The sequence below is a fragment of the Cytobacillus sp. Bva_UNVM-123 genome, from assembly GCF_046351715.2.
Classification (GTDB): domain Bacteria; phylum Bacillota; class Bacilli; order Bacillales; family Cytobacillaceae; genus Cytobacillus.
Genome location: NZ_CM177772.1, coordinates 3,878,571 through 3,903,193 on the forward strand (window position 1 = coordinate 3,878,571; position 24,623 = coordinate 3,903,193).

26 protein-coding genes are annotated in these 24,623 nt (G+C 35.5%); 6 read left to right on the forward strand and 20 right to left on the reverse strand.

From position 1 onward, the window contains the following. Nucleotides 1-23: 23 nt before the first annotated feature. The 3 genes from ytxJ to KDN24_RS19910 all read right to left on the reverse strand — a co-directional run bounded on the left by ytxJ (nt 24) and on the right by KDN24_RS19910 (nt 1,535). Nucleotides 24-347 (reverse strand): bacillithiol system redox-active protein YtxJ, encoded by a 324-nt coding sequence (gene ytxJ / locus KDN24_RS19900; RefSeq protein WP_409973030.1) that lies wholly within the window; start codon nt 345-347, stop codon nt 24-26. 227 nt (nt 348-574) lie between these two features. Continuing rightward, nucleotides 575-1,039, reverse strand: coding sequence for a YtxH domain-containing protein (locus KDN24_RS19905; RefSeq protein WP_409973031.1), 465 nt, complete (start codon nt 1,037-1,039; stop codon nt 575-577). 16 nt (nt 1,040-1,055) lie between these two features. Continuing rightward, nucleotides 1,056-1,535 carry a DUF948 domain-containing protein gene (locus KDN24_RS19910; protein ID WP_409973032.1) on the reverse strand — a complete coding sequence of 160 codons (480 nt, stop codon included), beginning with the start codon at nt 1,533-1,535 and terminating at the stop codon, nt 1,056-1,058. Between the two features lie 231 nt (nt 1,536-1,766). Between KDN24_RS19910 and KDN24_RS19915 the strand changes: the two genes are divergently transcribed. From KDN24_RS19915 to KDN24_RS19930, 4 genes are all read left to right on the forward strand, one after another. Further along, nucleotides 1,767-2,882: an aminopeptidase gene (locus KDN24_RS19915; protein WP_409973033.1), complete on the forward strand. Its 1,116-nt coding sequence runs from the start codon at nt 1,767-1,769 to the stop codon at nt 2,880-2,882. A 195-nt stretch (nt 2,883-3,077) separates the two neighbouring features. Further along, entirely contained in the window at nt 3,078-3,665 is a 588-nt protein-coding gene (locus tag KDN24_RS19920; protein WP_491348131.1) for a TetR/AcrR family transcriptional regulator, read from the forward strand. A 97-nt stretch (nt 3,666-3,762) separates the two neighbouring features. Next, a complete protein-coding gene (locus tag KDN24_RS19925; RefSeq protein WP_409973035.1) occupies nt 3,763-3,996 on the forward strand; it encodes a hypothetical protein in 234 nt (77 codons plus the stop codon). Between the two features lie 12 nt (nt 3,997-4,008). Beyond that, nucleotides 4,009-4,251: a hypothetical protein gene (locus KDN24_RS19930; RefSeq protein WP_409973036.1), complete on the forward strand. Its 243-nt coding sequence runs from the start codon at nt 4,009-4,011 to the stop codon at nt 4,249-4,251. Nucleotides 4,252-4,497: 246 nt separating this feature from the next. On the opposite strand, the gene murC is transcribed toward KDN24_RS19930, so the two are convergent. The 8 genes from murC to KDN24_RS19970 all read right to left on the reverse strand — a co-directional run bounded on the left by murC (nt 4,498) and on the right by KDN24_RS19970 (nt 13,760). After that, nucleotides 4,498-5,796 carry a UDP-N-acetylmuramate--L-alanine ligase gene (gene murC / locus KDN24_RS19935; protein ID WP_491348132.1) on the reverse strand — a complete coding sequence of 433 codons (1,299 nt, stop codon included), beginning with the start codon at nt 5,794-5,796 and terminating at the stop codon, nt 4,498-4,500. Nucleotides 5,797-5,893: 97 nt separating this feature from the next. Continuing rightward, on the reverse strand, nt 5,894-6,991 hold the full coding sequence (locus KDN24_RS19940; protein WP_409973038.1) for a nicotinate phosphoribosyltransferase: 1,098 nt from the start codon (nt 6,989-6,991) through the stop codon (nt 5,894-5,896). 71 nt (nt 6,992-7,062) lie between these two features. Then, the gene (locus tag KDN24_RS19945) at nt 7,063-9,678 is read right to left on the reverse strand and encodes a DNA translocase FtsK (RefSeq protein ID WP_409973039.1); all 2,616 of its coding nucleotides are present in this window, start codon (nt 9,676-9,678) and stop codon (nt 7,063-7,065) included. Between the two features lie 114 nt (nt 9,679-9,792). Then, on the reverse strand, nt 9,793-10,593 hold the full coding sequence (locus tag KDN24_RS19950) for a DUF1444 domain-containing protein (RefSeq protein WP_409973040.1): 801 nt from the start codon (nt 10,591-10,593) through the stop codon (nt 9,793-9,795). 230 nt (nt 10,594-10,823) lie between these two features. Next, complete coding sequence (locus tag KDN24_RS19955; RefSeq protein ID WP_409973041.1) at nt 10,824-11,141, reverse strand: thioredoxin family protein; 318 nt, start codon at nt 11,139-11,141, stop codon at nt 10,824-10,826. A gap of 225 nt (nt 11,142-11,366) precedes the next feature. After that, nucleotides 11,367-11,879, reverse strand: a complete 513-nt coding sequence (locus tag KDN24_RS19960; RefSeq protein WP_409973042.1) for a hypothetical protein — start codon at nt 11,877-11,879, stop codon at nt 11,367-11,369. Between the two features lie 171 nt (nt 11,880-12,050). Then, a complete protein-coding gene (locus tag KDN24_RS19965; RefSeq protein ID WP_409973149.1) occupies nt 12,051-12,554 on the reverse strand; it encodes a DUF84 family protein in 504 nt (167 codons plus the stop codon). Nucleotides 12,555-12,686: 132 nt separating this feature from the next. Beyond that, entirely contained in the window at nt 12,687-13,760 is a 1,074-nt protein-coding gene (locus KDN24_RS19970; protein ID WP_409973043.1) for a M42 family metallopeptidase, read from the reverse strand. A gap of 189 nt (nt 13,761-13,949) precedes the next feature. Here KDN24_RS19970 and KDN24_RS19975 point away from each other — a divergent pair, with 189 nt between their 5' ends. Then, a complete protein-coding gene (locus KDN24_RS19975; protein ID WP_409973044.1) occupies nt 13,950-14,261 on the forward strand; it encodes a hypothetical protein in 312 nt (103 codons plus the stop codon). Between the two features lie 86 nt (nt 14,262-14,347). Here KDN24_RS19975 and KDN24_RS19980 read toward each other — a convergent pair whose 3' ends face one another. The 3 genes from KDN24_RS19980 to trmB form a co-directional block, all read right to left on the reverse strand. Then, complete coding sequence (locus tag KDN24_RS19980; RefSeq protein WP_409973045.1) at nt 14,348-14,911, reverse strand: glutathione peroxidase; 564 nt, start codon at nt 14,909-14,911, stop codon at nt 14,348-14,350. Between the two features lie 116 nt (nt 14,912-15,027). Further along, complete coding sequence (locus KDN24_RS19985; protein WP_409973046.1) at nt 15,028-15,870, reverse strand: YtnP family quorum-quenching lactonase; 843 nt, start codon at nt 15,868-15,870, stop codon at nt 15,028-15,030. Nucleotides 15,871-16,073: 203 nt separating this feature from the next. After that, complete coding sequence (gene trmB, locus KDN24_RS19990; RefSeq protein ID WP_409973047.1) at nt 16,074-16,712, reverse strand: tRNA (guanosine(46)-N7)-methyltransferase TrmB; 639 nt, start codon at nt 16,710-16,712, stop codon at nt 16,074-16,076. 228 nt (nt 16,713-16,940) lie between these two features. Between trmB and KDN24_RS19995 the strand changes: the two genes are divergently transcribed. Then, nucleotides 16,941-17,219 (forward strand): YtzH-like family protein, encoded by a 279-nt coding sequence (locus KDN24_RS19995; protein ID WP_409973048.1) that lies wholly within the window; start codon nt 16,941-16,943, stop codon nt 17,217-17,219. Here the strand turns inward: KDN24_RS19995 and KDN24_RS20000 are convergent. The 6 genes from KDN24_RS20000 to KDN24_RS20025 form a co-directional block, all read right to left on the reverse strand. After that, nucleotides 17,216-17,995, reverse strand: a complete 780-nt coding sequence (locus KDN24_RS20000; protein ID WP_409973049.1) for a phosphotransferase — start codon at nt 17,993-17,995, stop codon at nt 17,216-17,218. The genes KDN24_RS19995 and KDN24_RS20000 overlap by 4 nt on opposite strands. A gap of 340 nt (nt 17,996-18,335) precedes the next feature. Beyond that, nucleotides 18,336-20,483: a type I pullulanase gene (pulA, locus tag KDN24_RS20005; protein WP_409973150.1), complete on the reverse strand. Its 2,148-nt coding sequence runs from the start codon at nt 20,481-20,483 to the stop codon at nt 18,336-18,338. Nucleotide 20,484: 1 nt separating this feature from the next. Further along, a complete protein-coding gene (locus KDN24_RS20010; protein ID WP_409973050.1) occupies nt 20,485-21,447 on the reverse strand; it encodes a diacylglycerol/lipid kinase family protein in 963 nt (320 codons plus the stop codon). Then, nucleotides 21,440-22,438, reverse strand: coding sequence for a nuclease-related domain-containing protein (locus tag KDN24_RS20015; RefSeq protein ID WP_409973051.1), 999 nt, complete (start codon nt 22,436-22,438; stop codon nt 21,440-21,442). Before KDN24_RS20015 ends, KDN24_RS20010 begins: the two co-directional genes overlap by 8 nt. 276 nt (nt 22,439-22,714) lie before the next feature. Further along, nucleotides 22,715-23,287: an RNA 2',3'-cyclic phosphodiesterase gene (gene thpR, locus KDN24_RS20020; RefSeq protein WP_409973052.1), complete on the reverse strand. Its 573-nt coding sequence runs from the start codon at nt 23,285-23,287 to the stop codon at nt 22,715-22,717. Between the two features lie 248 nt (nt 23,288-23,535). Continuing rightward, the gene (locus tag KDN24_RS20025) at nt 23,536-24,618 is read right to left on the reverse strand and encodes a LolA family protein (protein WP_409973053.1); all 1,083 of its coding nucleotides are present in this window, start codon (nt 24,616-24,618) and stop codon (nt 23,536-23,538) included. Nucleotides 24,619-24,623 lie beyond the last annotated feature (5 nt).

Consider the following 24,623-nt stretch of genomic DNA (forward strand, 5'->3'; position numbering starts at 1 on the left):
CTCTGAGCGTGATAGCTTTTTCATTATTTATTCTCTGATATCGCGCTAGTTAAAGAGTCATATGTAATTTTCCAATGTGAAGCATGCCAAACAACTTCCCCATTTCTGAAAAGAATCGCTTGTGGAGATTCATGTTTAAGCTGGAATTTTTCAGCGATATGATTAGATAGTGGGCGATCATTCTGAACAACGAGATAGTATGTATTTTCATTTTCAGTTGAGAATTTTTCATACTCTTCATAAGCAGCCTGGCTAATTGGACATGTAGAACTATGCTTCAATATGAAAATTTCATCTCCTGTTTGCACAGCTTGATCAAAGTCTTCATTTCCATTAAATTTCTTCATGAACTTATTTCCTCCTTTAGAAAAACTCGGCATTTGCCAAGTCCTTTCGGCGAATGCCCTAGCTTTTCTTATGCGGTATTATAAACGCTAATATAATTTGAAATTTATTTTACTTTCATACATTAATAAACGTAAACTTTCCTGCTAGCTAAAAATAAACGGTGAAGTCATTTTATCACTTCACCGTTTCCAACACAATTTTATTACGAATGAATATCCGTTTAAAGTTATTTATTATAAATAACTTCAGTCTCATCGAATGCACGCTTCGTTTCTTCTAGCTTTTTTTGAACATTATCTTTATTAACTGCTGTGTCTGAATCCACTTCTTTTGTTTCTTCAGCTTGATCTTCCGCATTTCCATTTGTTCTTAAGTTTTTAACTTTATTCACTAATTCTGTTGATTGTTTTGATACAGTTTGTGTAATAGCATTTGTTTTTTCCTTTGCAACAGCTGCTAATTCAGTACCTTTTGTCTTAGCTGTTTCACGCAATTGCTCTGTTTTTTCTTTAAGGACAATGGCTTGCTCATTAATATCACTTCTTAGTTCTTTACCGGATTTTGGTGCAAGGAAAAGTGCTGTCGTTGCCCCTACAATCCCTCCAATTAAAGCTCCAATTAAAAAATCCTTTGTATTAATACTCTCTTCTGATTTTCCTTGAGTTTGCTCGTTACGATCTTGATTTGCCATTATTCAATCTCCTCCTTTAGTTTCTTCCTCGTTCCCGTCTTATACGCGGAACTTTCTTGTCCTCTAATTTATTTTGAGCGGCGGCCTGTTTTCTCATCTCCCAATTTTCTTTCATTTCGAGAAAAACTTGCCCCCACTGGACAACCTGGGAAATTTTATCTTGATTTTTCTCAATTTGATTATTAACTGAGGATGTAACATTTTGAATAGAACGGTTAAAGCCGCGAACAGAATCGCCTATTTCTTTAACAGCGAAAACAACACTATTGAGGCTTTCAGATTTCTTTCCAATATCCTCAGCTAAGCCATTTGTTTTATGAAGGAGTTCTGTCGTTTCTCTTGTAACACCGTCCAGTTGCTTTTCAAGACCAACTAATGTTTTCGATACACTATCTAATGTTATTTGCAAAGATTTAAGCGTTTTTGATAAATAAATGACAAGAATCAAAAAAGCAATTGCAATAAGTGCGATACTTAAATATAAGATGATTTGCAAAAAAGACGCCTCCATTAACCTTAATCTATGTCGAAAAAATTGACGAAAAATCTGTACTACTATAACAGTTCAAGATGAATTGTTTATTTTCCTGCTTTTATTTTTCGTCTTTTTATAGACACTTAAAATTATACTACATGTAAGGATGTTTTTAAAAATGAACAAAAAAAGGATTTTAGGTTACAATATAAATGTGTTATATGAATCTAGTTTTTCGGAGGGAAAAAACGAATGAAAGACCCACGTATTGAAACACTTGCCAAAAATTTAATTAATTACTCCGTTCGTCTGCAAAAGGGGGAAAAAGTTCTTATCGAAAACTTCGGTTTACAGAAGGAGCTCGTTACTGCACTTGTTAAAGAAGCGTATGCAGCAGGTGGCTATCCTTTTGTTCTATTAAAAAATCATGAAGTTGATCGTGCCTTATTATTAGGCGCACAAGAAGAACAATTTAATATGATGGCTGACTTTGAAGCAAATGTAATGAGCCAGATGGATGCTTACATAGGACTTCGCTCAGGAAATAACATTAATGAGCATTCAGATGTTCCAGATGACAAAATGAAAATTCATGGTGCAACTGTCGGAAAGAAAGTCCATCGAGACATTCGTGTTCCAAAAACAAAATGGGTGGTTCTAAGATATCCTACAGCATCAATGGCTCAATTAGCAAAAATGAGTACAGAGGCATTCGAAGATTTCTATTTTGATGTTTGTAATCTTGATTATGGAAAAATGGACAAAGCAATGGATAGTCTTGCTGAATTAATGAACAAAACCGATAAGGTTAGACTTACTGGACCTGGGACAGATTTAACATTCTCAATTAAAGATATTCCTGCCATTAAATGCTCTGGTCAAATGAATATTCCTGATGGAGAGGTTTATACAGCACCTGTAAGAGACTCTGTCAATGGAGTGATCACTTATAATACCCCATCACCTTATAACGGATTTACATTTGAAAATGTTAAATTAACGTTTAAGGATGGAAAAATTGTTGAAGCTGAAGCAAATGATACAGAGAGAATTAATAAAATTTTTGATACTGATGAAGGAGCACGCTATGTTGGTGAATTTGCAATTGGTGTAAACCCTTATATTCTTCATCCGATGCAAGATATTTTATTTGATGAAAAAATTGACGGCAGCTTCCATTTCACACCTGGTCAATGCTATGATGAAGCCTATAATGGCAACCATTCAAATATCCATTGGGATATGGTTAACATTCAGCGTCCAGATTACGGTGGCGGAGAGATATATTTCGATGATGTCCTAATTAGGAAAGATGGTCGCTTCGTGCTTCCTGAACTTGAAGCACTTAATCCTGAAAATTTAAAATAAGCCCGTTTGCTTTAAAGAAAAGCCAAAAGGGCAAGACCACAAAAAGAATAAAATTGTTTTCGGGAAACGGCATAGCTTCGGCTATGCCGTTTCTCCATTCTATCATATCCATCTTGACAGATTGCATGAATACCGTTACGATTATATCATGAACTAAAACATAAAAATATTCATAATATAATTGGAGGTGATCATATGGCTAAAGGACCAAAAGGCTTTTCAGATAACGATAAAGAAGAATTGAGAAATAAACTTTGTATAGAATGTGAGCGAAGTTGGGCACTACACGGATATAAAAAAACAAGTATTGGTGAATTAACAACAAAAATCGGTATATCCACTGGATCATTTTACCTATTATATGGATCAAAAGAAGATTTATTTTGTGAAACGTTAGAACGTGTACAAAGTCGATTAAAAACAGGGTTGAGGGATATTATTTTCCATAATGGTGGTAAAGATGGATTTATGAAATCTCTCATATGGCATTTTCGAGAATATGACAAATTCCCCTTTTTATACGATTTGGGTACTCCTGATTTCTTAGCTTTTTTGAATAAGCTGCCTAAAGACCGCATAGAAAAATTAGAATTTGATAGTGTATCATTTTTCTACGATATGATTGAGCTTGCTAAGCTTACTCTAAAAGTTGATAGGGAGAAAGCCTACGCAGTAATAGGCACCTTGTTATTTACAGTGACTCTAGAAGAAAGATTTACTTATGACCGTTTTGAGGTGTTTGAATTTCTCTTAAATAGTGTCATTGATGAATTGTTTGAATAAGAGAGGAAATGGTTCATACATATTTGGGCAAGATTATCTATTAGTATAAAAGCAATCTTCAAGCAAAATGTGAGATAGAGAAATGAGGTAAGTAAAAATGATAGATGAAATATTCGGGAGCATCATAGACAATTTGAAAAACATAGCACCCATAGCCATTGTTTTTAATATCGGATTTGGTATTGCTCTGCTTTTCGTAGGTGTCATCTTTTTGCGAAAGCAACAGCAAACTAAAAGGCAAAAAATTGGCGGGTGGATATGCGTATCCTTTTCTGTTTTGGCGTTTTTAGGAGCCGTATCTAACTGGTTTTTCTCTTATATTGTATTTTAGGGGTGGTTGGACATGATGATTGATAAAATGCACACTGCGATGAATAAGGCATGTGAAAAAGCAAATGAGATTACAGGAGTAACTATTATGCTTCCAAAACCGAGTAAACGGTCTTTAAAAATTAGTGTGTTTACGAATGGGTTGGTTGGAGTGGGTTTTATACTCTTTGGAGTCATGACACCATATAAATGGATAATACTATTAGGAGCTTTAGGCCTAACAAGCAGTATATTAGTATACCCAAAAGCTAAATAGGATTGAAAAATTTGTATTATTAGATTTGCTACCATGCGGTAAAGAAAAAAAGTTGTTACACTGTTGCACTGAAATTTCATAGATAGTAGTCACCCTGTAACAGGAAATTTCGGCAATCAAGATGAGCTATTGACTCCTATTACGATTTTTAATATATCCTATGGTAAAACCGCCTGTTCAGTATTGTGCTTGAACAGGCGGTTTTTGATATATCCTCTATTCCAAATGGAAGGGTTGTTGTTGTTCTTATCTCAACTGTTTCTCATATGCCTCTTGAAACTTTTGAATATCACCTGCACCCATAAAGATAATGACACTATGTTCATGGGATTTTAAAATTGAAGTCTTATCCTCTGCTAAAATTTCTGCCCCAGGAATTTTTGCTTGAAGGTCTTCAATTGATAGTTTTCCGTGATTTTCACGTGCAGAACCAAAAATTTCACATAAGTATACTTTATCGGCTAAATTTAAGCTAACCGCAAAATCATCTAAGAAAGTTTGTGTTCTTGTAAAAGTATGTGGCTGAAAAACTGCGATGATTTCATAATCTGGGTATTTTTGACGAGCTGCATCAATCGTAACCTTAATTTCAGTTGGATGATGTGCATAGTCGTCAATAATCACTTGTGTATCAATTTTTTTCTCAGAAAATCTTCGTTTTACTCCTTTAAACGTTTGTAAACGTTCTTGAATAATATCCGAAGGAATTTCTTCATAATGACAAATGGATATAACAGCTAATGCATTTAAAATATTATGGTTTCCGAACGTAGGGATTGAAAAAGTTTCATAAAACGTATTTCTAACAAATACGTCAAATGTTGTTCCCGTAGTCGTTTTAATAATATTTCGTGCTTGAAAATCATTTTCTTCGCCAAATCCATAAAAAACAACAGGTACCTTTGCTTGAATTCTTTGCAGCTGTTCATCATCACCGCATGCAAAAATCCCCTTCTTTACTTGCCATGCTAATTCTTGAAATGCTGCAAATACATCTTCAATGTTCGCAAAGTAATCAGGGTGGTCAAAATCAATATTCGTCATGATTGCATAATCAGGGGAATAAGATAGAAAATGTCTGCGATATTCACATGCTTCAAAAACGAAATATTCCGCATTTTCATCTCCACTTCCAGTTCCATCTCCTATAAGGAAAGATGTAGGTCTAGCACCTTTCATCACATAAGCAAGCAAACCTGTAGTTGACGTTTTTCCATGAGCACCCGTTATAGCGATGCTAGTAAAGTTTGTCAAAAAATCACCTAGAAAGCGGTGATAGCGAACAATTGGCAAGTCAAGTTCCATTGCTTCTTGAATCTCTTCATGAGAATCGGGAAAAGCATTGCCAGCAATAATCGTCATCCCGGGCTTTATATTTTCCTTTTGAAAGGGAAGGATCTTTATTCCAGATTCCTCTAGGGCTAGTTGAGTAAAAAAGGTTTTCTCATAGTCTGAGCCTTGAACTTGGTAATTCTTATCATGGAGAACTTGAGCCAAGGCACTCATTCCAGTCCCCTTAATACCGACGAAATGGTAAATAGTCATATAAAGAACCTCCAACCATCGTATATCTGTAAAACAGTATATGACATATATCTAGTTTTGCGCATTTAAACATTATAACATTAATCATATACAAAAACTATTCAACTTTTTCAAGTCGTGGATTTGGACGATAGCGGCGTCCTGCTTTCGCCTCATGCTTACCATTAATTAACACATTATCACCAGTAAAACCGATGTTAATTTTTAATAAGCTGCTACCAATTCCATATGTATCTACAGGAGCGCCCTGCCTTTCAAATTCAAGAATGCGAGATTCATTAAAACCGCCGCTGACAACAATTTTCACATGCTGAAAGCCTTCATCATCCAGTGCCTGTCTCAGAGCAAAAATCAACTCTGTATTCACTCCACGTGGATCAAATGTACCGAGCAAATGCTGATTACGTAAAAAATATTGATCAATTAACGTACGAGATGTATCAACTCGAACACCTTTCAAATCATTACCAAATACTCTCGCTACCTTTAAGGCATCCGTAATCGCGTCATTATTATAGTCGACTAGTGTGACAAGGTCATCTTCAGGAAAGGTTTCTTTATATGCCTTTGAAGCAGCAACAATATCTCCATTGAACAGTTGGATAAGGGCATGTGGCATCGTGCCCATTCCCTTTTTCCCCCACCATTCATTCATTGCATGTGTGGCTTGTGCTGTAGCTCCCCCAATAAAAGCAGCATAGCCGTCACCCGCTTGGGTTGTATAATGATCATCTCTATCACCCATGAAAATAACTTGCTTCTTCTTCCCTGATATACCTGCTGCTTTCACAACATTATAAACATTCGTTGCAACCGCTGTCCGTCTAGAAAGAATTCCATCAATCACGCCCTCTAGATAACCAAATGTTTCGTATTTTCCGGTAATCGTTAATACAGTTTCAAATGGCGATATTTTATCGCCATCCTTTAATGAATATATTTCAAGTTCATCCGAATTATCAGCAAAAGTTTTAAGTAAGGCGATGACTTCATCTGTTCCACATAAAACTGCATCACTTTTTTGAAAAAACTGCATGGTAACAATTTTATCATGATGATATTTTTTTACGATCTCTCTCGTTTTCAAAAAATAAACAGCAGAAAACCAACCATCCTTCACACGTTCATCGAATTTAAATGTTTTATTCGTTAAACGCTTTATTTCCCCTTTTACTTTAAGTTCGATTTCCTTCATCCTTAAACTCCTCACGAAATGTTCATATATAAAGGCTACTTATTTGTATCTGTTAATCACAATACCACTAATTAATTTAATGTACTAGTGTCTTGTAAAGATTCAAGCTCATCTTCAGTTAAATGAACCTCGCGTGGCTTACTTCCTCGTCCCTCTGAAATAAAACCTTGCTGTTCCATCATGTCGATTAACCTTGCAGCACGATTATAGCCAATTTTGAATCTTCTTTGTAGACTTGACGTAGAGGCAGCCCCTTGCTCAACTACAAATTCGCAAGCCTCGTAAAAGAGCTCGTCTTCCTCTTCAATGACTTGCGCTTTTTTTAATAACTCTTCTTGCTCGAATAAATATTCAGGTTCTCTCTCCCGTTTAACATGAGCGACGACATCATCAATCTCGTCATCTGAAACAAACGTACCCTGCAAGCGAACTGGCTTGGACGACCCATTTTCTAAAAACAGCATATCCCCACGTCCAAGCAGCTTTTCAGCTCCACTAATATCAATAATGGTCCGTGAATCAATTTGTGATGACACAGAGAAGGCGATTCTTGTTGGAACATTCGCCTTAATTAATCCTGTAATAACATCAACAGATGGTCTTTGAGTTGCAATAATTAAATGAATTCCACACGCTCTTGCCTTTTGCGCAATTCGGCAAATCGCTTCCTCAACATCAGCTGGTGACATCATCATCAAATCAGCTAGCTCATCAATTATTATCACAATATACGGTAATTTCTCTGAATAGCGTTTATGCTCTTCTGCAAGGTCGTTAAAACGTCTAATCTCCCTAACGCCTGTATGCGCAAACAACTCGTAGCGCCGCTCCATTTCATCAACTGCCCACTTTAAAGCAGCTGTTGCCGCCTTCACATCTGTAATGACAGGACTAACTAAATGGGGAATTCCATTATATGGAGCTAATTCAACCATTTTTGGATCAATTAATATGAGCTTAAGCTCATCAGGATTTGCTTTATACAAAAGACTGACAAGTATGGAATTTATACAAACACTCTTACCTGAACCCGTTGCACCTGCAATTAATCCATGGGGCATTTTTCTCAAATCTGTTACAATTGGGTTGCCTGCAATATCTAATCCAAGAATCGCTGTCAAAGGTGAAGAACTCGTAATAAATTCATCACTCTCTACAATTTCACGAATAAAAACTGGTCTGCTCGTCTTATTTGGCACTTCAATCCCAATCGTATGCTTCCCTGGAATAGGTGCTTCAATTCGAATATCTCTCGCTGCTAAGCTTAATTTAATATCATCTGAAAGATTCGTTATTTTATTTACCTTCACTCCTGGATCAGGCTGAACCTCATATCTTGTCACTGATGGTCCTTGTGTAACATTTACTACCTTTGCACCAACATTAAAGTTTAGCAACGTAGAATTTAATAGCTGTTCTTGCTCAATAAGCCAATCAGACGTATCTTCTTGCATTGCAGCTAGAGTCAGTAAATCACTCGAAGGAAACTGATAGTAGGAAATAGGCTCAACTTCTTCTATTTCCTCCTCTTCCTCTGTCTGCTTATTTAACTCGATTTCCTGAATTGGTTGCGAATTATTTATGCTCCTTTCTGAAGCAGGAGATAAACCTTTGTATAGCTTTTGTTTATCTTGATTAAGCATTAGAACATTAAAAGGAATATGCTTTCTTGGTGCTGGATCTGGGTTCTGTACTGATTCCTCTATTTCATCTACATTTGTATATTCTTCATGTTCTGGCTCGAGATTACTCTCTTCTAGCTCTTTCTCTTGGACATATACTTCTTCTAGTTCTTTCTCTTGAAGATATATTTCTTCTAGCTCATCTTCTTGAACATATACTTCTTCTAGCTCTTCTTCTTGAATATATACCTCTGCTAGCTCTTTTTCCTGAACATATACCTCTGCTAGCTCTTCTTCTTGAACATATATTTCTTCTAGCTCTTCTTCTTGAACGAATTGCTCTCCTGCATGCTCATCGTATTCTTTTTCAATTGGCTCTAATTCCTTGGACACATCTTGGGCAACTTCGACTTCATCCATTTCATCGCAGCTTGATAGTTGTTCCAGATGAACTTCTGTTGAATCCATATGTGAATCCTCTAGAATAATGTGACGAAACTCGCTATCATTTCGATACTCCTCATTTATCGGAGTTGGTGATAGTTCTAATAAACTGTCCTCTATTTCTTCACTTGCATGACTATTTAGTTCGTATTCAATTGGGATTATTTGTTCCTTTTTAGTCGATTCCGCTACTTTCGGGCTCGGCCGTTTAAAGCCGTATATTGGAGAAGGAATTTCTGTTGGTCGAAATGGTCCATGCTTTCTAACTGGTTCTACTTTTGTTCGTATTTGTGAAGTATTTGATTTACTTCTTTGCTGCTGCTTATGTATTTGTTTTTGCTCTTCTACCTTTTTCTTAACTTCACGAGCCTGAGGATCCATTTTTTTTGCTTGATAAGGACGTTCTTTCCTCATTTTTGGCTCAGAATTATCATCAGGGATTAATGGAAAACGGAATTGTCCTTTTGGGTATTGATAAAATACTCTAGCATTTACATCCTTTGAGGCTTTTGCTTGATTTTCCTGTGAATCTTTCCATTCAGGCTGTATCGTTTCTTTATATTCTTCATTATTCTCTTCATCATTTTTAAAAATCCGTACGATCTTTTTTATCCAACTCAATTTATACCAACTCTTTCTTACGTACTTTCCTTTTTATTTTATCAGTATTTCGAGAAATTTGTAGAAAAATATGAAGGACCACTAAATTGTGATCCTTTCGAAAATAGCCATTTTCTATTTGTTTCGGTTTTTTCCGAGAATAAAAATCGGTTCGAACTCACCATTTTCATACAGAAAAGATAGAGCTGTTATCGGTACTCGACCACTAGCAAAAAAGCTCATCGTCATCTCAGCTAGAATGTCAAAACCCGTTTCATTCCTAATATCAGCAATGATCAATACATCTTGATGAGGAACTGCCACCGCCATCGTTCCTTCTATTTGTTTAACCATTCGTTTAAGAAAAGCTTCATTTAAAATTCTACTCGCATCATACCCGTCATTTTTATTCAAAAAATAGAAAATATTCCCTGCAACGGTATCAATTTTCACATCTGTAGGTAATGAGCGCACATTAAATAAAGCCGTCTCCCTTATTCTTTCCGGAATCCAGCCTTCTTTTTCCATCACTTTTGCATCAATTAGTCGATACGTTTTTCCTAAATCTAATGCATAGTAAATTCGTGTTTCAGCTGTATGTTTATCCATTAAAAAAGCAATTCCTTCTTCAGATTCAGTTGGAAATGAGGTTGAACGAATGACGGGAAAAATATTTTTTTCAGAACCTGAAAGCTGAATATCTCCCTCCATTGCTTGAAGACCTTCCTCAACATAATAGACAACTTCATCGATTGCCTTTTCCTTTTGTTGCTCCCATCTAGCAATAATTCCTGGCAATGATATCGTAATCCCTTTATTTGTCAATTTATTTTCTATTCGAAGTTCATCCTTTTTTTTATCAAATATAAAGATTCGATTCGAATTTGTTAATCGTTTCTCTAGTTCATTCTTCATCTTAATACTGTTCATTTTCATCTAAATCCCTCCTTAGGCCATTAGGATGTAAATGTTGTTTATCTTATTTTCCTTTTGCTGGCTTTTGTATTAATTAGCTCTTCTTTAAACATGGCTGTTGATTTCCGTTCCAGGTTGGCTCGCTTCAATCAACAGGTGCAAGAATCAACCTATTCCTTTAACAGAGTTAATTAAATATCATTGTACATGAAAAAACCTCCATCAGAAAGGATGGAGGTTTGGCCTGTTCTTTATTTAGTTAATGTTTCAATGAAATTCTCGATTTCTTCCTGCGTTTTTCGGTCCTTACTTACGAAGCGGCCTAATTCTTGGCCATCTTGAAAGCCGATAAAGCTTGGAATTCCAAATACATCAAGCTGAATACAAAGATCGATAAAATCATCACGATCTACATAAATAAAAGTATAGTCATTATATTTTGCTTCAACATCTGGTAAGATCGGTTCAATTACACGGCAATCTGGACACCAATCAGCTGAAAACATAAAAATATGCTTCCCATTGTCTCTAAGTTGTTCAAATTGTTCCATTGATTCAAGCTTTTTCATTGCGATCTCCTCCTGCGTGAATTCTCATGTTATTTAATAGAATTCACCCTATTCTCATCATCTATTCAGATAATACCAAGCTAATGATTGCCCGTCCAATAATATGCATGCAATAATAAAACCTTCATGAAACACGCATATTCCAAGATCACCTATTAATCTAACTATGGTAAAACACTTTTAATCTATTATTCAAATTAAAAAGCGAAAGGCTTACCCTTCGCTTTATTCTTCCATCATTTTTATAGAATTCACAATTTCCATCATCGCAGCCACTTCAGTTGACAAACCTTTTGTTTTCGCTTGCGTAGTAATTTTTACCCCACCGACACCGACTGTCAGTTCATTTATGTTTTTATCAGTATTGTTTATTAGTAAGTATCCTAAATACCCTTCTTTTGTAAATGTTTCGTTTATTTCATAATCATCTTGTTTTAAAGTTGCTTCATATACAACCTTACTAGTAGAACCTTCATGTTGATTATAAAAAAGGATATATGTTTTGGCACCATTCTTTAAAATAATATTATTTGGTGTTTCTTCTTTTACTTCAAATCCAAAAGGTAGATAGAACTTTATATCTTGATTTTTATTATTTGTCTCTTTAGGCTCTTTTTTGAATGTTTCACGCGCTGTTTCTAATGCTGCATTTTGCTCTTCCTTTAAAGAAGCAGAACATGCACTCAACATTAATACAGCAAACAAAAAGAGTAAAACCGCTTTCGTATGGTTTCTCATACTTTTTTCCTCCTAACCAGGAACTCTTTCCTCCTTTTCTATCATACATTTCTTCATAATCATCTGACAACCCTTCATGAATAAATTCCTTTTGATGAATTTGTGCCTAGATTTTTATAAATTATTTCCAGTGAAATTTAGGGAAACTATAGGCTCTATCATCATCTCACTTCAATGATTTTTTCGATACATATATTGACCGAATAAAAGCTGTGTTACATGTGTAAACATGGTAATGCGACTAATTTCGCCATTAGTAAATATACCAATGGCCCCTTCACTTTTTCGAACATTTTCTATATGGCTGAAGTCATCCATGACGGGTCCAAGTTCTTCGCCAGCTTTTAAACGCTTTGCAACAACTTCTGGCAGGAGAATTCTTGCACCACCTGCAATAATCATAGGCATGTCCTTCTCTGCAAGTGCTCCCCAATTACATAGAAATAAGCCATATTCCGTTTCCTGAACTCCACCTTCGAGCCCAATCCCGATATCGCCATTCCCTTCCATTCGTGCAGCATTCGCTCTATTTATTGCTCCTTTAATCGTTTCTTCATCTGAAAACGGCTGTTCACTAACACCTGATGGAACATTAACAGAAAAAAAATCAGCCTGATAGCTTTGAAAAGCTGATTTTACAGCATTAATTTTTGCAGGATTTTTTGATCCGATCATAATTTTTGCATTTGCTAAGTTGCTTATCTCCACTACTGGAAAACCTCCAAATCAAAGGACTTTTTAAACATTTCCAATTTAACTTTCTTACTAGTAAAAAAAGGCAACAAAATTTGTTGCCTTTTTTTATTTTTAGCTATTTTGGCGAATCGTTTCAACTGTTGTTTTATCACAAGCTTTCACAAGCTTCACTAACAATTCTTTTGCAGCTGCATAGTCGTCCACATGTACGATCGATGCATGTGTATGAATGTAGCGTGAGCATACTCCGATAACTGCACTTGGTACACCTTCATTTGAAAGATGGACTTGGCCGGCATCCGTTCCACCTTGTGAAACGAAATATTGATAAGGAATCTTATTTGTTTCTGCAGTATCGAGAATAAACTCTCTCATTCCTCGATGTGTAACCATTGAGCGGTCTAAAATTCGAAGAAGGGTTCCTTTTCCTAGTTGACCAAATTCGTTTTTATCACCTGACATATCATTTGCTGGACTTGCATCTAATGCAAAGAATAGATCTGGGTTAATCATATTTGCTGCTGTCCGCGCCCCTCTTAACCCAACCTCTTCCTGTACTGTTGCTCCAGAGTAAAGAATATTTGGTAACTTTTCATCCTTTACCTCATCTAATAGCTCAATTGCTAATCCACAGCCGTAGCGGTTATCCCAAGCTTTAGCCAAAATTTTCTTCTCATTCGCCATCGGTGTGAACGGACAAATCGGAACAATTTGCTGACCTGGCTTAATCCCGATCTTTTTCGCATCCTCACGATTATCGGCGCCAATATCAATTAGCATATTGCTAATTTCCATTGGCTTGCTGCGTTTTGCTTCATCTAATAAATGTGGAGGAATGGAACCAATAACACCAATAACAGGTCCATTGTCAGTCATAATTTGGACTCTTTGTGCTAATAACACTTGGCTCCACCAGCCGCCAAGCGTTTGAAAGCGAATCATCCCATTTTCCGTAATTGACGTAACCATAAAGCCAACTTCATCCATATGACCCGCAACCATAATCGTTGGTCCATTTTCGTCTCCGCGTTTTACACCAAAAATACTGCCGAGTTTATCTTGAACAATCTCATCTGTAAACTGACTTAGCTGTTCACGCATAAATTTCCGTACTAAATGTTCATTACCTGCTGCACCCGGTAATTCAGTTAATGTTTTAAAAAGCTGTAATGTTTTTTCATTCATAAAAATACTCCCTCTTTTATCATTAATTTATGTATACATTTATATTATAGATCTTTTATTCTACTTACCACTATTTCTGTTTATCAAGTTGTTTGATAAAATAAGATGAAACTTTATAATAATACATATTGTCACTTCAAGAAGCCTGTTAAATTAAGATAATTTGTTAGAATGAACGGAGGATGACACATGAATTGGAAATCATTTTTACTTGGTGCTGCTGTAGGAATTGTGGGTGGATATGCCGCTAGAGAAATCCTTTCTCAAAAATCAAAGATTTCCCCTGATAAAGCATTAATAATGGCAAAAGAAGTCTTTAAGAAACATGGACCGATAAGTGGCTCTTGGATTCTTATGAATGCTGAGAAGTATGAAAAGAATGAAATACAATATGTCGTGTATCGTGGTGGAATTTCAAGACTAACAGGAGAAAATATGGTGCAATATGAATTTATTTCTGATGCTAGTACTGGTACCATTATAGAAGCATATCAGCTTTAAGAAAACAACTTCCAAAAATATAAATTCTAATAATAAAAAGAAGCTCATAAAGGAATATTTTTCTTTACGAGCTTCTTTTTGAACTATTATATTGTTTTCGATGTAGTGAGGAGTTTATTAATATTTTCAGTTATATCATCTAGCCCATCTGTCGGCTCGAATCTTTTGATCACATTACCTTCTTGATCAATCAAAAACTTCGTAAAATTCCATTTAATATGCTTGCCAACTAACCATTCAGGACCTTTAGCACTAATCATCATTTTTAATAATCTCTCTGAGACATTATCTTCATTAAAACCTCTGAACGGAATTCTCTCCTTCAAAAATTTAAAAATTGGGTTAGCTTCTTCCCCGTTTACATCCGATTTAGCAAAAATCGGAAAAGTTACACCATAATTCATCTTACAAAATCCAGCAGCTTCCTCATTTGTTCCTGGCTCCTGCTCAGCAAATTGATTACAAGGGAAACCAAGAATTTCAAAGCCTTGATCACGATATTGCAAGTATAGCTTCTGTAAATCTTCAAACTGTGGAGTAAAATGACATTTGCTTGCTGTATTGACAATTAGCATGACCTTTCCTTTATAATCAGCCAATGGTACCTTCATCCCATTTGTTTTCTCTGCATGAAACGAATATATAGTCATAGCGCACCTCGTTATAATTTATAATTATTATTATTTTATAGTAACTATTGACTAAATCATCTCATAAATTCAATTGTATAGCAAATAATCGATTCAGAAGAACTAGGATAAATGACTTATTTACGTTCTCTACTTAATTGGTTGATTACATTTCCTTCGTTATCCCATTTAATTGCCCGGTAAAAAGCATCATGATAAAATGTAAACCATGCCTTGTGCTGTAAGCCATATTCAATCCATTTTTGTTTTGCAAATATTGAATCCATCGGATAATCATCATAAGCAAGCACCCAAAGTTCATTTTGATGTGCATGTGTTGGCATAATGTCTGCCATATGAATAATGATTTCTTCTTCCTCTTGGATGAGGATAATGGAATGTCCGTCACTATGGCCGCCAGTGCGGAGCATTTTTATAAATCCCCATTCCCATTTCTCTTCAAATGTTTCAACTTGCTCTTGAATCGCTTCCCAATTTTCTTTCCAATATGTATTTCTTGAGCGTATATTCGGGTTTCTCATTTCATCCCATTCTGTCTGCGATACAATAATTTTGGCATTTGGAAAAAATGAGACATATTTATTATTAGTGAATTTTGTCAAACCACATGCATGATCAAAATGCAAATGGGTCATTAAAATATAATCAATCTTCAATGGAGTAAGACCAAGAATTTCGAGATCCTGCTCCACTTGAGATTCCTCTAATGCACCAAAATTCCGTTTTTGTTTTTCAGTTAGTTTCCCGTAGCCTAAGCCAGATTCGACTAGAATATTTTTTCCTTCTACTTGAATCAAGAGCGGATCTGTGCGAAGTTCTATTTGATTTTTCTCATTACAAGGATACTTTTTTGACCAAAGTGCTTTTGGTACAACTCCAAACATTGCCCCTCCGTCAAGATTCGTAACACCTCCACGAAGCCAAGTAAGTTTTATATTTTTTAATTGTAATGTCTCCATAAATTCCTCCTAAGCATTACTTTTTTTGAATATTATTAATAGCAACTCTATTTTAGCATGAGTAAACCAATTAGAGGGGAATAGAAAAGTACTTTGAGGAATGAACTTGAAGTCGAGAAGCCGATAGGGGAGTAAAGTCCGTTCATTTTAATTCATTCAAATGGGGTGTCCTGATTTAACCATTCTGGGGACACCCTTTATTCTTACTTGTATTGAGCTTCACAGCGATAAATACGATTTCCTTTTCGAGAAAACTTTTCTTCATACTCAGTCATAATATTGCCTTCAAAATGACTGTTATGAAGATCTAAGCTAACATCATTTAGCAATAAACCATACTCTGAAAAACTCATTAGTGAAAATTCAAATAGTCCTTGATTATCTGTCTTAAAATGAATTTCACCTTTATCTACAAGTATGTTCTCATATATTTTCAAGAAGGTTTTATACGTAAGTCGTCTTTTCGCATGTCGAGCTTTCGGCCAAGGATCAGAAAAGTTCAAATAAATCCTGTCTACTTCGCCACTTGCAAAATACGTCTGTAAGTCGGCTGCATTTACATTCATTAGTTTAATATTTGGTAATTCTTCTTCAATAATTTTCTCTAATGCTGTGACGATGACACTGTCTTGTAATTCAATGCCAATATAATTAATAGTAGGATTAGCCTTTGCCATCCCAGTAATAAATCTACCTTTGCCTGTTCCAATTTCAATATGAAGCGGTCCAGTTTTATCAAACATTTCATGCCAATTTCCTAAATGCTTTTCAGGCGATTGAATGACATATTGAGGATACTCGGCAAGCTTTTCCTTCGCCCATGGTTTATTTCTTTGTCGCATGCTGACACTCCTAATCAAATTTCGTTTCGCTAAAAACCTTATCACGCAAATGATTTCGTTGCAAGTACTATTAAAATACATGCATAAATAAAAAAGGAATTCACATCATAATGGTAAATTCCTTTTTTAACCTTATTATATTGAGATTTTGTAATAAGAAAAACTAGTGCATTCGCTAAACGGATTTTACCAATGTAAAAAAAGTGATGTGAAGAAAGGGTGTGAAAAATGCCAATAAGTCAACAAGATAAACTAAGTTTACTAAAAGATATATTAAGCAACCATCAAATCGATTGTTGCGGTTCGGTTTCAGAATGTGAACAATTATCAAGATTAGTTAAATCTTTAATGATTCATCCTAACTTAGATCAAAACGCAATAGTAGTATTAGAAGAAATTTATAATTACAGTCAAAATGGTGTTCGTTCCATACACTTGGATCAGCATATTGAAGCTCATCAGCAACAGTTATCTCAATGGATGAATGATCTCAATCAATTCTCTTAATTTTCTAGAAGCTCTTCTAAAAATTGAAGCCATTTATTCATTTCCTGAAAACGAAACTTACTTTTGTGCCATTGAACTGCCATCAATGTTTGGGCAATAACGTACCATTTCATTCTTAAGTGCAGATCACTCGTAAGCTTACGCCCATAGCGTCCGACCCAGTTTTCCCACTCCTCCCTTGGAATGTATAAATACAAAAGCATTCCAAGATCAATGGCTGGATCTGCAATCATCGCCCCATCCCAATCAATCAAATACAACTGGTTGCTTTCCGTAAGCAGCCAGTTATTATGATTCACATCACAATGGCATACAGTCTTTTCTTCACAATGTATAACGTTTATTTCACTCTTAAGATACTCAATCGAATTCATTATAGAGCTTTTCTGTAAGAGCTCAAAGTCTAATTCTTCCTCAATCGTATGCAGGAGCATTTCAGGAGAAAGTGGAGACTTTCCCAATCTTTTCAGCATAACTAGCAAAGGCTTTGAACTATGAATCTTTTTCAATAGTTTAGCCACTCGCTCATTGTTCATCTCTGTTTGTTTAAGTTCTCTTCCGTTTAGCCATTGTTGGGCAGTAATGACATCGCCATTTTCAAGTCTTTTTGTCCATACAAGCTTAGGGACAATTCCTTCTGCTGATAAAACAGCAAGAAATGGCGAAGAATTCCGTTTTAGGAATAGCCTTTGACCCTCGATCCTGGCAAAAAAAGCTTCCCCAGTTGCACCACCCGCAGGAGAAATTTCCCACTCTTGTCCAAATAAATCTTCCAAAATGTTCACCTGCAATTTACTAGCTATTTAGCTGAATAGCTATATTATGAAAAGCGCTACGAAAAATTTCTAACAGCTTTTCAAAACAGAAGGCGGACTTTTTAATAAAAAGCCCACCAAATCATTCATCATAAAAGTACGAAAGCTCAAGCACAAAGGTATACATAACTTTCGAATCTATCGGTTTCTATAGAAATAAAAAAAGCTATTGATGCAATATCTCACAATAGCTATCTTTTTAAATTTTATCTCTTAATAGCTTTTTTCGTCAAGTCCATTTATGAACGTTTCTAAAACAAAAATAGGAATTAAGGGATAACAGTAAATTGAAACACGCAGTTTAACTGCTTATTAGTACATATGTACTAATAGGCGAAAGTAATATAGAGCGATTAGATACTTCTCTTACTACCTCCGTTCCGGAACACAGATCATCTGCAATCATTTTCCAATTTCCAAGCGGTAAATCGACTGACTGCTGATTCTTTGTAGGATTAAAGTAAACAGTAATCCGATTCCATCTTCCATATTGTCCAACTTGATCTAACATGTAGCCGATAATCGGTTTTTCCACTGAAAGAAATTTCATATGTGTATGGATCAAATCTGAATCGTGAAATCTGAATGCTCGATGTGCCTTGCGAATTGCAATGATGCCTTTTATATATTCAACATTGTCTAAAAACTGGATTTTCCGCTCCCAGTCTAATTGATTAATATGATCTGGTGAACGATAACTGTCACCAATCCCACCTTTTGTTCTAAAAAATTCTTGCCCGCTATGCAAAAATGGAATTCCTTGTGCTAATAGAACCATAACAGTCGCTAGTCGATGATAGCGTCGCTTTATATCCTCTTCTTTTATTGGGATACAAACAGATATCTTATCCCATAAAGTATGATTATCATGTGACTCAACATAGTTAACCGACTGAATAGGAGAGTTAAAAAGGGCCCACTCTTTCTTCTTAATCCCAATACTGCCAAAGAGAACCTGTTTAGCATATTCATAATAATGTTCATTGCCAAGCGCATATCCTTTATCATATAGATTAAACGTACTTCCTTTAATCGTATCCCTAAATAAATCATTAAATTGGGCAATTCTCGGTAGCTTTACTTGATTGCGGATATTCGCTTTTTGCTCTTTATTGAGAGGTGTATTTAAATCCCAGCCTTCGCCAATAATGATGGCTGTTGGATGAACCGCATCAACCTCTTCACGGATCATGTTCATCGTTTCAATATCAAGAATGCCCATTAAATCAAAGCGAAACCCATCGACATGATACTCTTTTAACCAATACATAACAGAATCCTGGATAAATTTTCTTGCCATCAACCGTTCTGAAGCGAAATCATTGCCAACCCCTGTTCCATTTGACGGCATGCCAAAATCATCATATCGAAAAAAATAGCCAGGAACAACTTTTTCAAAAGTAGATTGCTCATGTACATACACATGATTATAAACAACATCGATCATGACTCTTAACCCTGCAGAATGAATCGCTTGGATCATTGTTTTCAATTCATTAATTCGTATATATGGATCAGTTGGATCGGTGGAAAAACTTCCTTCTGGAGCATTAAAATGCAAAGGATTGTAGCCCCAATTATATTCCTTCCATGTACTATTTTCATCCACACCTTCAAAGTCATGGACGGGAAGAAATTCGATGTGAGTTATGCCGAGCTCTTTTACATATGATAATCCTGTATGTGTGCCATCTATTCCAACGGTATTTAATTCCCCTGCACCGACGTATGTTCCTTTTCTCTTAATGCCGCTCTTAGGGTGGATGGAAAAATCACGAATATGGGTTTCGTATATGATAGCATCAGTTGGATGGTCTAATGGAGGAAGTTGGGGTTTCATCGTTTTTGTTTTATTCAAATCTACAATAATGCCTAATCCACCGTTTACGCTTACAGATTCAGCATATGGATCAACGGCTTCTCTCCATTCTAAATTTACACAAACGAGAAATGTATAGTAGAATCTTTCTAAATCTTTCTGAATAGTTAATTGCCAAACTCCTTGCTTTTCTCTAATCATTTGATGAATTTCTGTTTTGCTTTTTTGACTATCAATTAATTTTAACTGTACTTTTGTAGCTGTTGGAGCCCATAGTCTAAAGGTCGTTTTCAAATGGCTATAAGTATAACCGAGTACCCCGTTATAATAAAAAGCTTTGTCAAAAGCTTCTGTCCGAATGACTGCACCAATTTGCAAATCTGTTTTGCCATTATGCTCATCGATTATCCAATGCTGATGACCAATAATATCTTCTTTATTCGTGTGGCAAATGTACTTTACCGCATTCTTTAGTAGAATACGGTCTATTATGGAAAGCTTACTTTTTTCGAGATTATTTGTTAAAAAGAAACAAGAGGAATTTCCTTTATGATATGTAAAAGGAAGCAGAATCGTAATGATCGTCATTTCGTCTAAATAGGCATCATAATCACGCTTAATTGGTAATATGTTAGCCGACCTCCTCTTTTTCCTCTATAACGGCATTGATTAATATCGGAAGTGCTTTCGGAATGACATTCATCATTAAAGGGGTTGAACCAATATCTTCACCATCCGCATGTGCGTACACTGGGACATCTGATTTGATTTTAATCGACTTCCCTCTGAACATTTCAACCTCTTTAAAGGAAACATGCCCTCCCCAAAAAACTGTAATAAATACAAATAACAGCTTTATTCTTGATAAATTATGCACAACCGTAATATTTAGTTCACCATCGAACGGGGAAGCCTCAGGGGAAATCTTCATTCCACCCCCATAATAAGGCTGATTAGAAACCGTAACAAACCAAGCAGAATCATATGTATATGTCTTGCCATCAACAAGAATTTCAATGGCTTTACATTTATATGTGAATAGATTTTTCAGCAAAAAATAAACATACACGAATTTACCGAGTGATATTCGATTCAATATTCTTTTTATCTTTGATTTATTCACATCACGGGAAATTAAAGCATCTAACCCTGCCCCCATATTATTAATAAAATAAAGCTCTTGACTATTTTCAAAGGTAATCTTTCCAATATCAACGATAGTTGGTTCTCCTTGATAATCTTGTAACAATGACAAAAGGGCTTGTTCCGGATTTTTAGGCACACCAAATCCACGGGAAAAATCATTGCCTGACCCACAAGGAATATAAGAAACTTTCACATTACGAAAATGTACGGCCCCATTAACAACCTCATGCATCGTCCCGTCACCACCAACAGCGACAATTAAAATAGGCTTCTCTCCGGATTTTTCAGCTAAGCTCTCTGTTAATTCTTTCGCATGCCCACGAAATTCAGTAAAAAAAGCCAAATACGTAATATTTAGTTCACTAAGAATCTTCTCTAATTTCCGCCAAATTTTTTGACAGTAGCCATTTTTCGCTTGTGGATTCACAATAAAATAAATATTATTCATTCTCGTCAGGAAGCTCCCACTCTAATCTTCTGATTGATGTTGTTTGGCAATATTGAAGTAAAGCCTGTGCACCTTTAAGCTGCATATGTTTAAGAGGTGTGCGAAGATTTCTCATGCTCGCAAACCATTCATCATGATTTCTTTTTTCAATAAGCTTTATATCGAATGGCTGTGCAGGATAATCCACATAGCCATTCCTGCATAAAACAGCTTTGTGAATGGGCAAATCAATATTATGCATATTAAAGACCTGTTGCACAATTTTCCCTGTTCGATTTAATGATAGAATTGGATTTAAGACTTTTTTCTCTACACCTTTGCTGCGCTTCACCCAAAATCTTTCCTTTGAACCAATGAAAACAGCAAGATCATCTTCTTCAAGAAAGCTAATACACCATGCCCCCGTTGGTGTGAGAATGATCGTATCAACTTCAACCGGTGCTTTTTTCAATAAAAACAATGGCGCATATAAAACTAAGAAGGTATCTGGAAATCGCTGAAGGAAATACTTTAATTTTTCATCATAGTAAAATGATTTATCGATGAAGGATTTTTCTGTTAATGTAGCACTTGCCCATTTCATTTGAAAACGAAATATTTGATCGAGAAATTGCTGCTTTAACTCTTCTTCCTGTTCAGGGCGATACGAAAAACTCGGCTCAAAATCAAGTACTTCTTCCTCTTTAGAACCCTCTTCATCAGAGGCTGCTTCTTCATTATCTATGAATCCATCATCCTCATTTTCTTTTTTTCCCCGCTTTAATAAACCTTTCAGCTTATCCATGAATGGCTGCTTTTCTTCTTCAAGCCAATCAAAATTTTCCTGCTGTGTTTGGAAATGCTGTGAAAAGTGAATCTCATCATCATTTTCCCAAGCCTCTTTCAATTTAACCCATTGCTGTTTTTTAAGCCTCACATAACGGGAAGGATATAAATAAATATTTTGTTCGTAGCGTGAAACATAATCTTGTAATTTAATTAACTGTCCCATTTTCTATTGCCTACCTTATATATTCACTCCATGATGAAATAGAGTGACCGATATTTTTGAAAAACTGCTAGATATTACTAGTGAAATGTAAAAATATCAACAAGAATGATATATTGGAAAGTAGCCGATATTTGCAGAATGTCGCTGATATATTTTTAAATAATAACGACTTTCCCGCAAATAGCAGCAGTAAAAATATAAAGTATGTGTCGAGTGTTAGCCAGTCTATCTTAATATCGGCTCAAAAATATGATGATTGTATATGTAATAATAAGTTTATTCTGTTAAAAGTGGAAAGATAGCAATTTTTTCGTATTTAGGTAGTTGATCCAAATGGGTTTCGTATAAAACAACCTCACTTGCTTCAAAAGAGAGAGGGTGTTTATCAAATGGATGATTGATTTTTAGTAAGGTTTCATGGAATGGATGATTTCCGCTCCATTTTCTCGCTAACGTAATATGAGGTTTAAAGGCTCGTGTGTCCAATTCGAAACCAGCTTGCACACAAGCAGAATAGACTTTATCTCTAATCGAAGATAAGCGATTTTCTTGAATCGTGTCCGCCCAAAAAATTCTCGGTTCATCCTCTTTGCCAAAGACTCCGAGTTGGTTAATATGAAGTGAAAAACTTTTTTCTCCTTTTAAAGCCGACTGAACGAGTTTTTTGGCAGTCATGAGTTTCTCAGATGATGCAGAACCAAGAAAAGCTAATGTAATGTGGTAATCTTCATGATAAACCCATCTGTTAAATGGAAGCTTTGCCTTTAACTCCCTGCATGACTCGTTTAAATCACGTTTCGTTTCATTTGGTAAACTAACCGCAAAGAAAAAATGCGTTCTTTTCTCCATTTAAACCTCCATTAGTACACATGATATTTCATTTTATTTTATCAAATGTTCGTTTTAAATGCACTTAATACTCTACGATGCATGGAGCACACAAATAGGATCATTCGGTTGACCGAATGATCCTATGAGAAAGGAGCGATATTTACGTTATCATTCATTATTTAAATTTATTAGCCATGCCCGCAGTTTATGTTTATGGTAATAAATGTTGCCATTTATTTTGATATGAGGAATATTTGGATACATCGTTACATGCTTGAACTTAATTTCATCCTTTCCGCCATTTCCATTATCTTTTCTTTTGATAAATCACCAGCTTCAACGAATAACACATAACGCAGCCCATTTTCATCCCACATTAGTGTGTTAAATTCTTTCATATGCTCGGCATTTTGCCCACGTACTTTCAATCCCGTATCTGAAATGGCTAAATCCTTTTCATCCGGCGTTGGGAAAATAGTTAAATTAAGCTGCGTGAGTTCTTCAATATTTGTATAAGTGATTGAAATTTCCGTTCTATTCAGTATACCTTTCATTTCATCGATTTTAACATCACCTTGTACAAGTTTTTCTTCATTTAGAACGAAGAATGGTGAACCTAATTTCTCTTCCGCTTCCTCAATCGTTCCTATATTATTCCCTAGTTCACCCATCTCATTATCAAGATTAATAATCTCTACACCATCAGGCAATGTTAGCATAAAGGTATCGTCAGTAAATTTTGGTGATGTATCAAGCTTAGAATAAGTCATTTCTGAACGATTACTTCCAAGAATACTAACTGTTTTTACGAGGAACCACGTTTTTTGGTCAACCCAAAACTCCATTTCCCCAATTAAAGAATTTTTTTCTTTCGGTTTTAATTTCATATGGTGAGTTTGAAATCCATTTACCTTTTCTTCACCAATGAACTCATAATCATGGCTATCCTTTAAATTATCTAATAATGCTAGAAGCTGCTCACGATGATTCAAGTCTGGCATATCGATTGAAGCTGTGTCCATTGTGAATGCTTTATTTTCCTTTTCATCATAGGAAATCATTTTTTGTCCATCATTTACGGAGATCGCTTCAGCTTTTGTATTCTTATCAATCATAACTATTCTTATTTTCCCATCTTCACTGCGATATTCCTTCATCATACTACTTTCCTTCAGCTCATCATCCTCATAAAAGCTCATTTCAGCTTCAGCATAATAAGATTTAAGTTCCTTTTCTGCCTCCAATACATTTGAAATAATTTCATCTGCAGAGACACGCATCGCTTCAGAGCAGCCTGTTAACAATCCAATCGCTAATAAAGAACTAGCTAATACACCTTTTAATTTCATTCTCT

Coding starts and splice junctions, on each gene's coding strand:
- ytxJ (WP_409973030.1), bottom strand. CDS start 347: ATGAAGAAATTTAATGGAAATGAAGACTTTGATCAAGCTGTGCAAACA.
- KDN24_RS19905 (WP_409973031.1), bottom strand. CDS start 1,039: ATGGCAAATCAAGATCGTAACGAGCAAACTCAAGGAAAATCAGAAGAG.
- KDN24_RS19915 (WP_409973033.1), top strand. CDS start 1,767: ATGAAAGACCCACGTATTGAAACACTTGCCAAAAATTTAATTAATTAC.
- KDN24_RS19920 (WP_491348131.1), top strand. CDS start 3,078: ATGGCTAAAGGACCAAAAGGCTTTTCAGATAACGATAAAGAAGAATTG.
- KDN24_RS19925 (WP_409973035.1), top strand. CDS start 3,763: ATGATAGATGAAATATTCGGGAGCATCATAGACAATTTGAAAAACATA.
- KDN24_RS19930 (WP_409973036.1), top strand. CDS start 4,009: ATGATGATTGATAAAATGCACACTGCGATGAATAAGGCATGTGAAAAA.
- murC (WP_491348132.1), bottom strand. CDS start 5,796: ATGACTATTTACCATTTCGTCGGTATTAAGGGGACTGGAATGAGTGCC.
- KDN24_RS19940 (WP_409973038.1), bottom strand. CDS start 6,991: ATGAAGGAAATCGAACTTAAAGTAAAAGGGGAAATAAAGCGTTTAACG.
- KDN24_RS19950 (WP_409973040.1), bottom strand. CDS start 10,593: ATGAAAATGAACAGTATTAAGATGAAGAATGAACTAGAGAAACGATTA.
- KDN24_RS19955 (WP_409973041.1), bottom strand. CDS start 11,141: ATGAAAAAGCTTGAATCAATGGAACAATTTGAACAACTTAGAGACAAT.
- KDN24_RS19960 (WP_409973042.1), bottom strand. CDS start 11,879: ATGAGAAACCATACGAAAGCGGTTTTACTCTTTTTGTTTGCTGTATTA.
- KDN24_RS19965 (WP_409973149.1), bottom strand. CDS start 12,554: ATGATCGGATCAAAAAATCCTGCAAAAATTAATGCTGTAAAATCAGCT.
- KDN24_RS19970 (WP_409973043.1), bottom strand. CDS start 13,760: ATGAATGAAAAAACATTACAGCTTTTTAAAACATTAACTGAATTACCG.
- KDN24_RS19975 (WP_409973044.1), top strand. CDS start 13,950: ATGAATTGGAAATCATTTTTACTTGGTGCTGCTGTAGGAATTGTGGGT.
- KDN24_RS19980 (WP_409973045.1), bottom strand. CDS start 14,911: ATGACTATATATTCGTTTCATGCAGAGAAAACAAATGGGATGAAGGTA.
- KDN24_RS19985 (WP_409973046.1), bottom strand. CDS start 15,870: ATGGAGACATTACAATTAAAAAATATAAAACTTACTTGGCTTCGTGGA.
- trmB (WP_409973047.1), bottom strand. CDS start 16,712: ATGCGACAAAGAAATAAACCATGGGCGAAGGAAAAGCTTGCCGAGTAT.
- KDN24_RS19995 (WP_409973048.1), top strand. CDS start 16,941: ATGCCAATAAGTCAACAAGATAAACTAAGTTTACTAAAAGATATATTA.
- KDN24_RS20010 (WP_409973050.1), bottom strand. CDS start 21,447: ATGAATAATATTTATTTTATTGTGAATCCACAAGCGAAAAATGGCTAC.
- KDN24_RS20015 (WP_409973051.1), bottom strand. CDS start 22,438: ATGGGACAGTTAATTAAATTACAAGATTATGTTTCACGCTACGAACAA.
- thpR (WP_409973052.1), bottom strand. CDS start 23,287: ATGGAGAAAAGAACGCATTTTTTCTTTGCGGTTAGTTTACCAAATGAA.
- KDN24_RS20025 (WP_409973053.1), bottom strand. CDS start 24,618: ATGAAATTAAAAGGTGTATTAGCTAGTTCTTTATTAGCGATTGGATTG.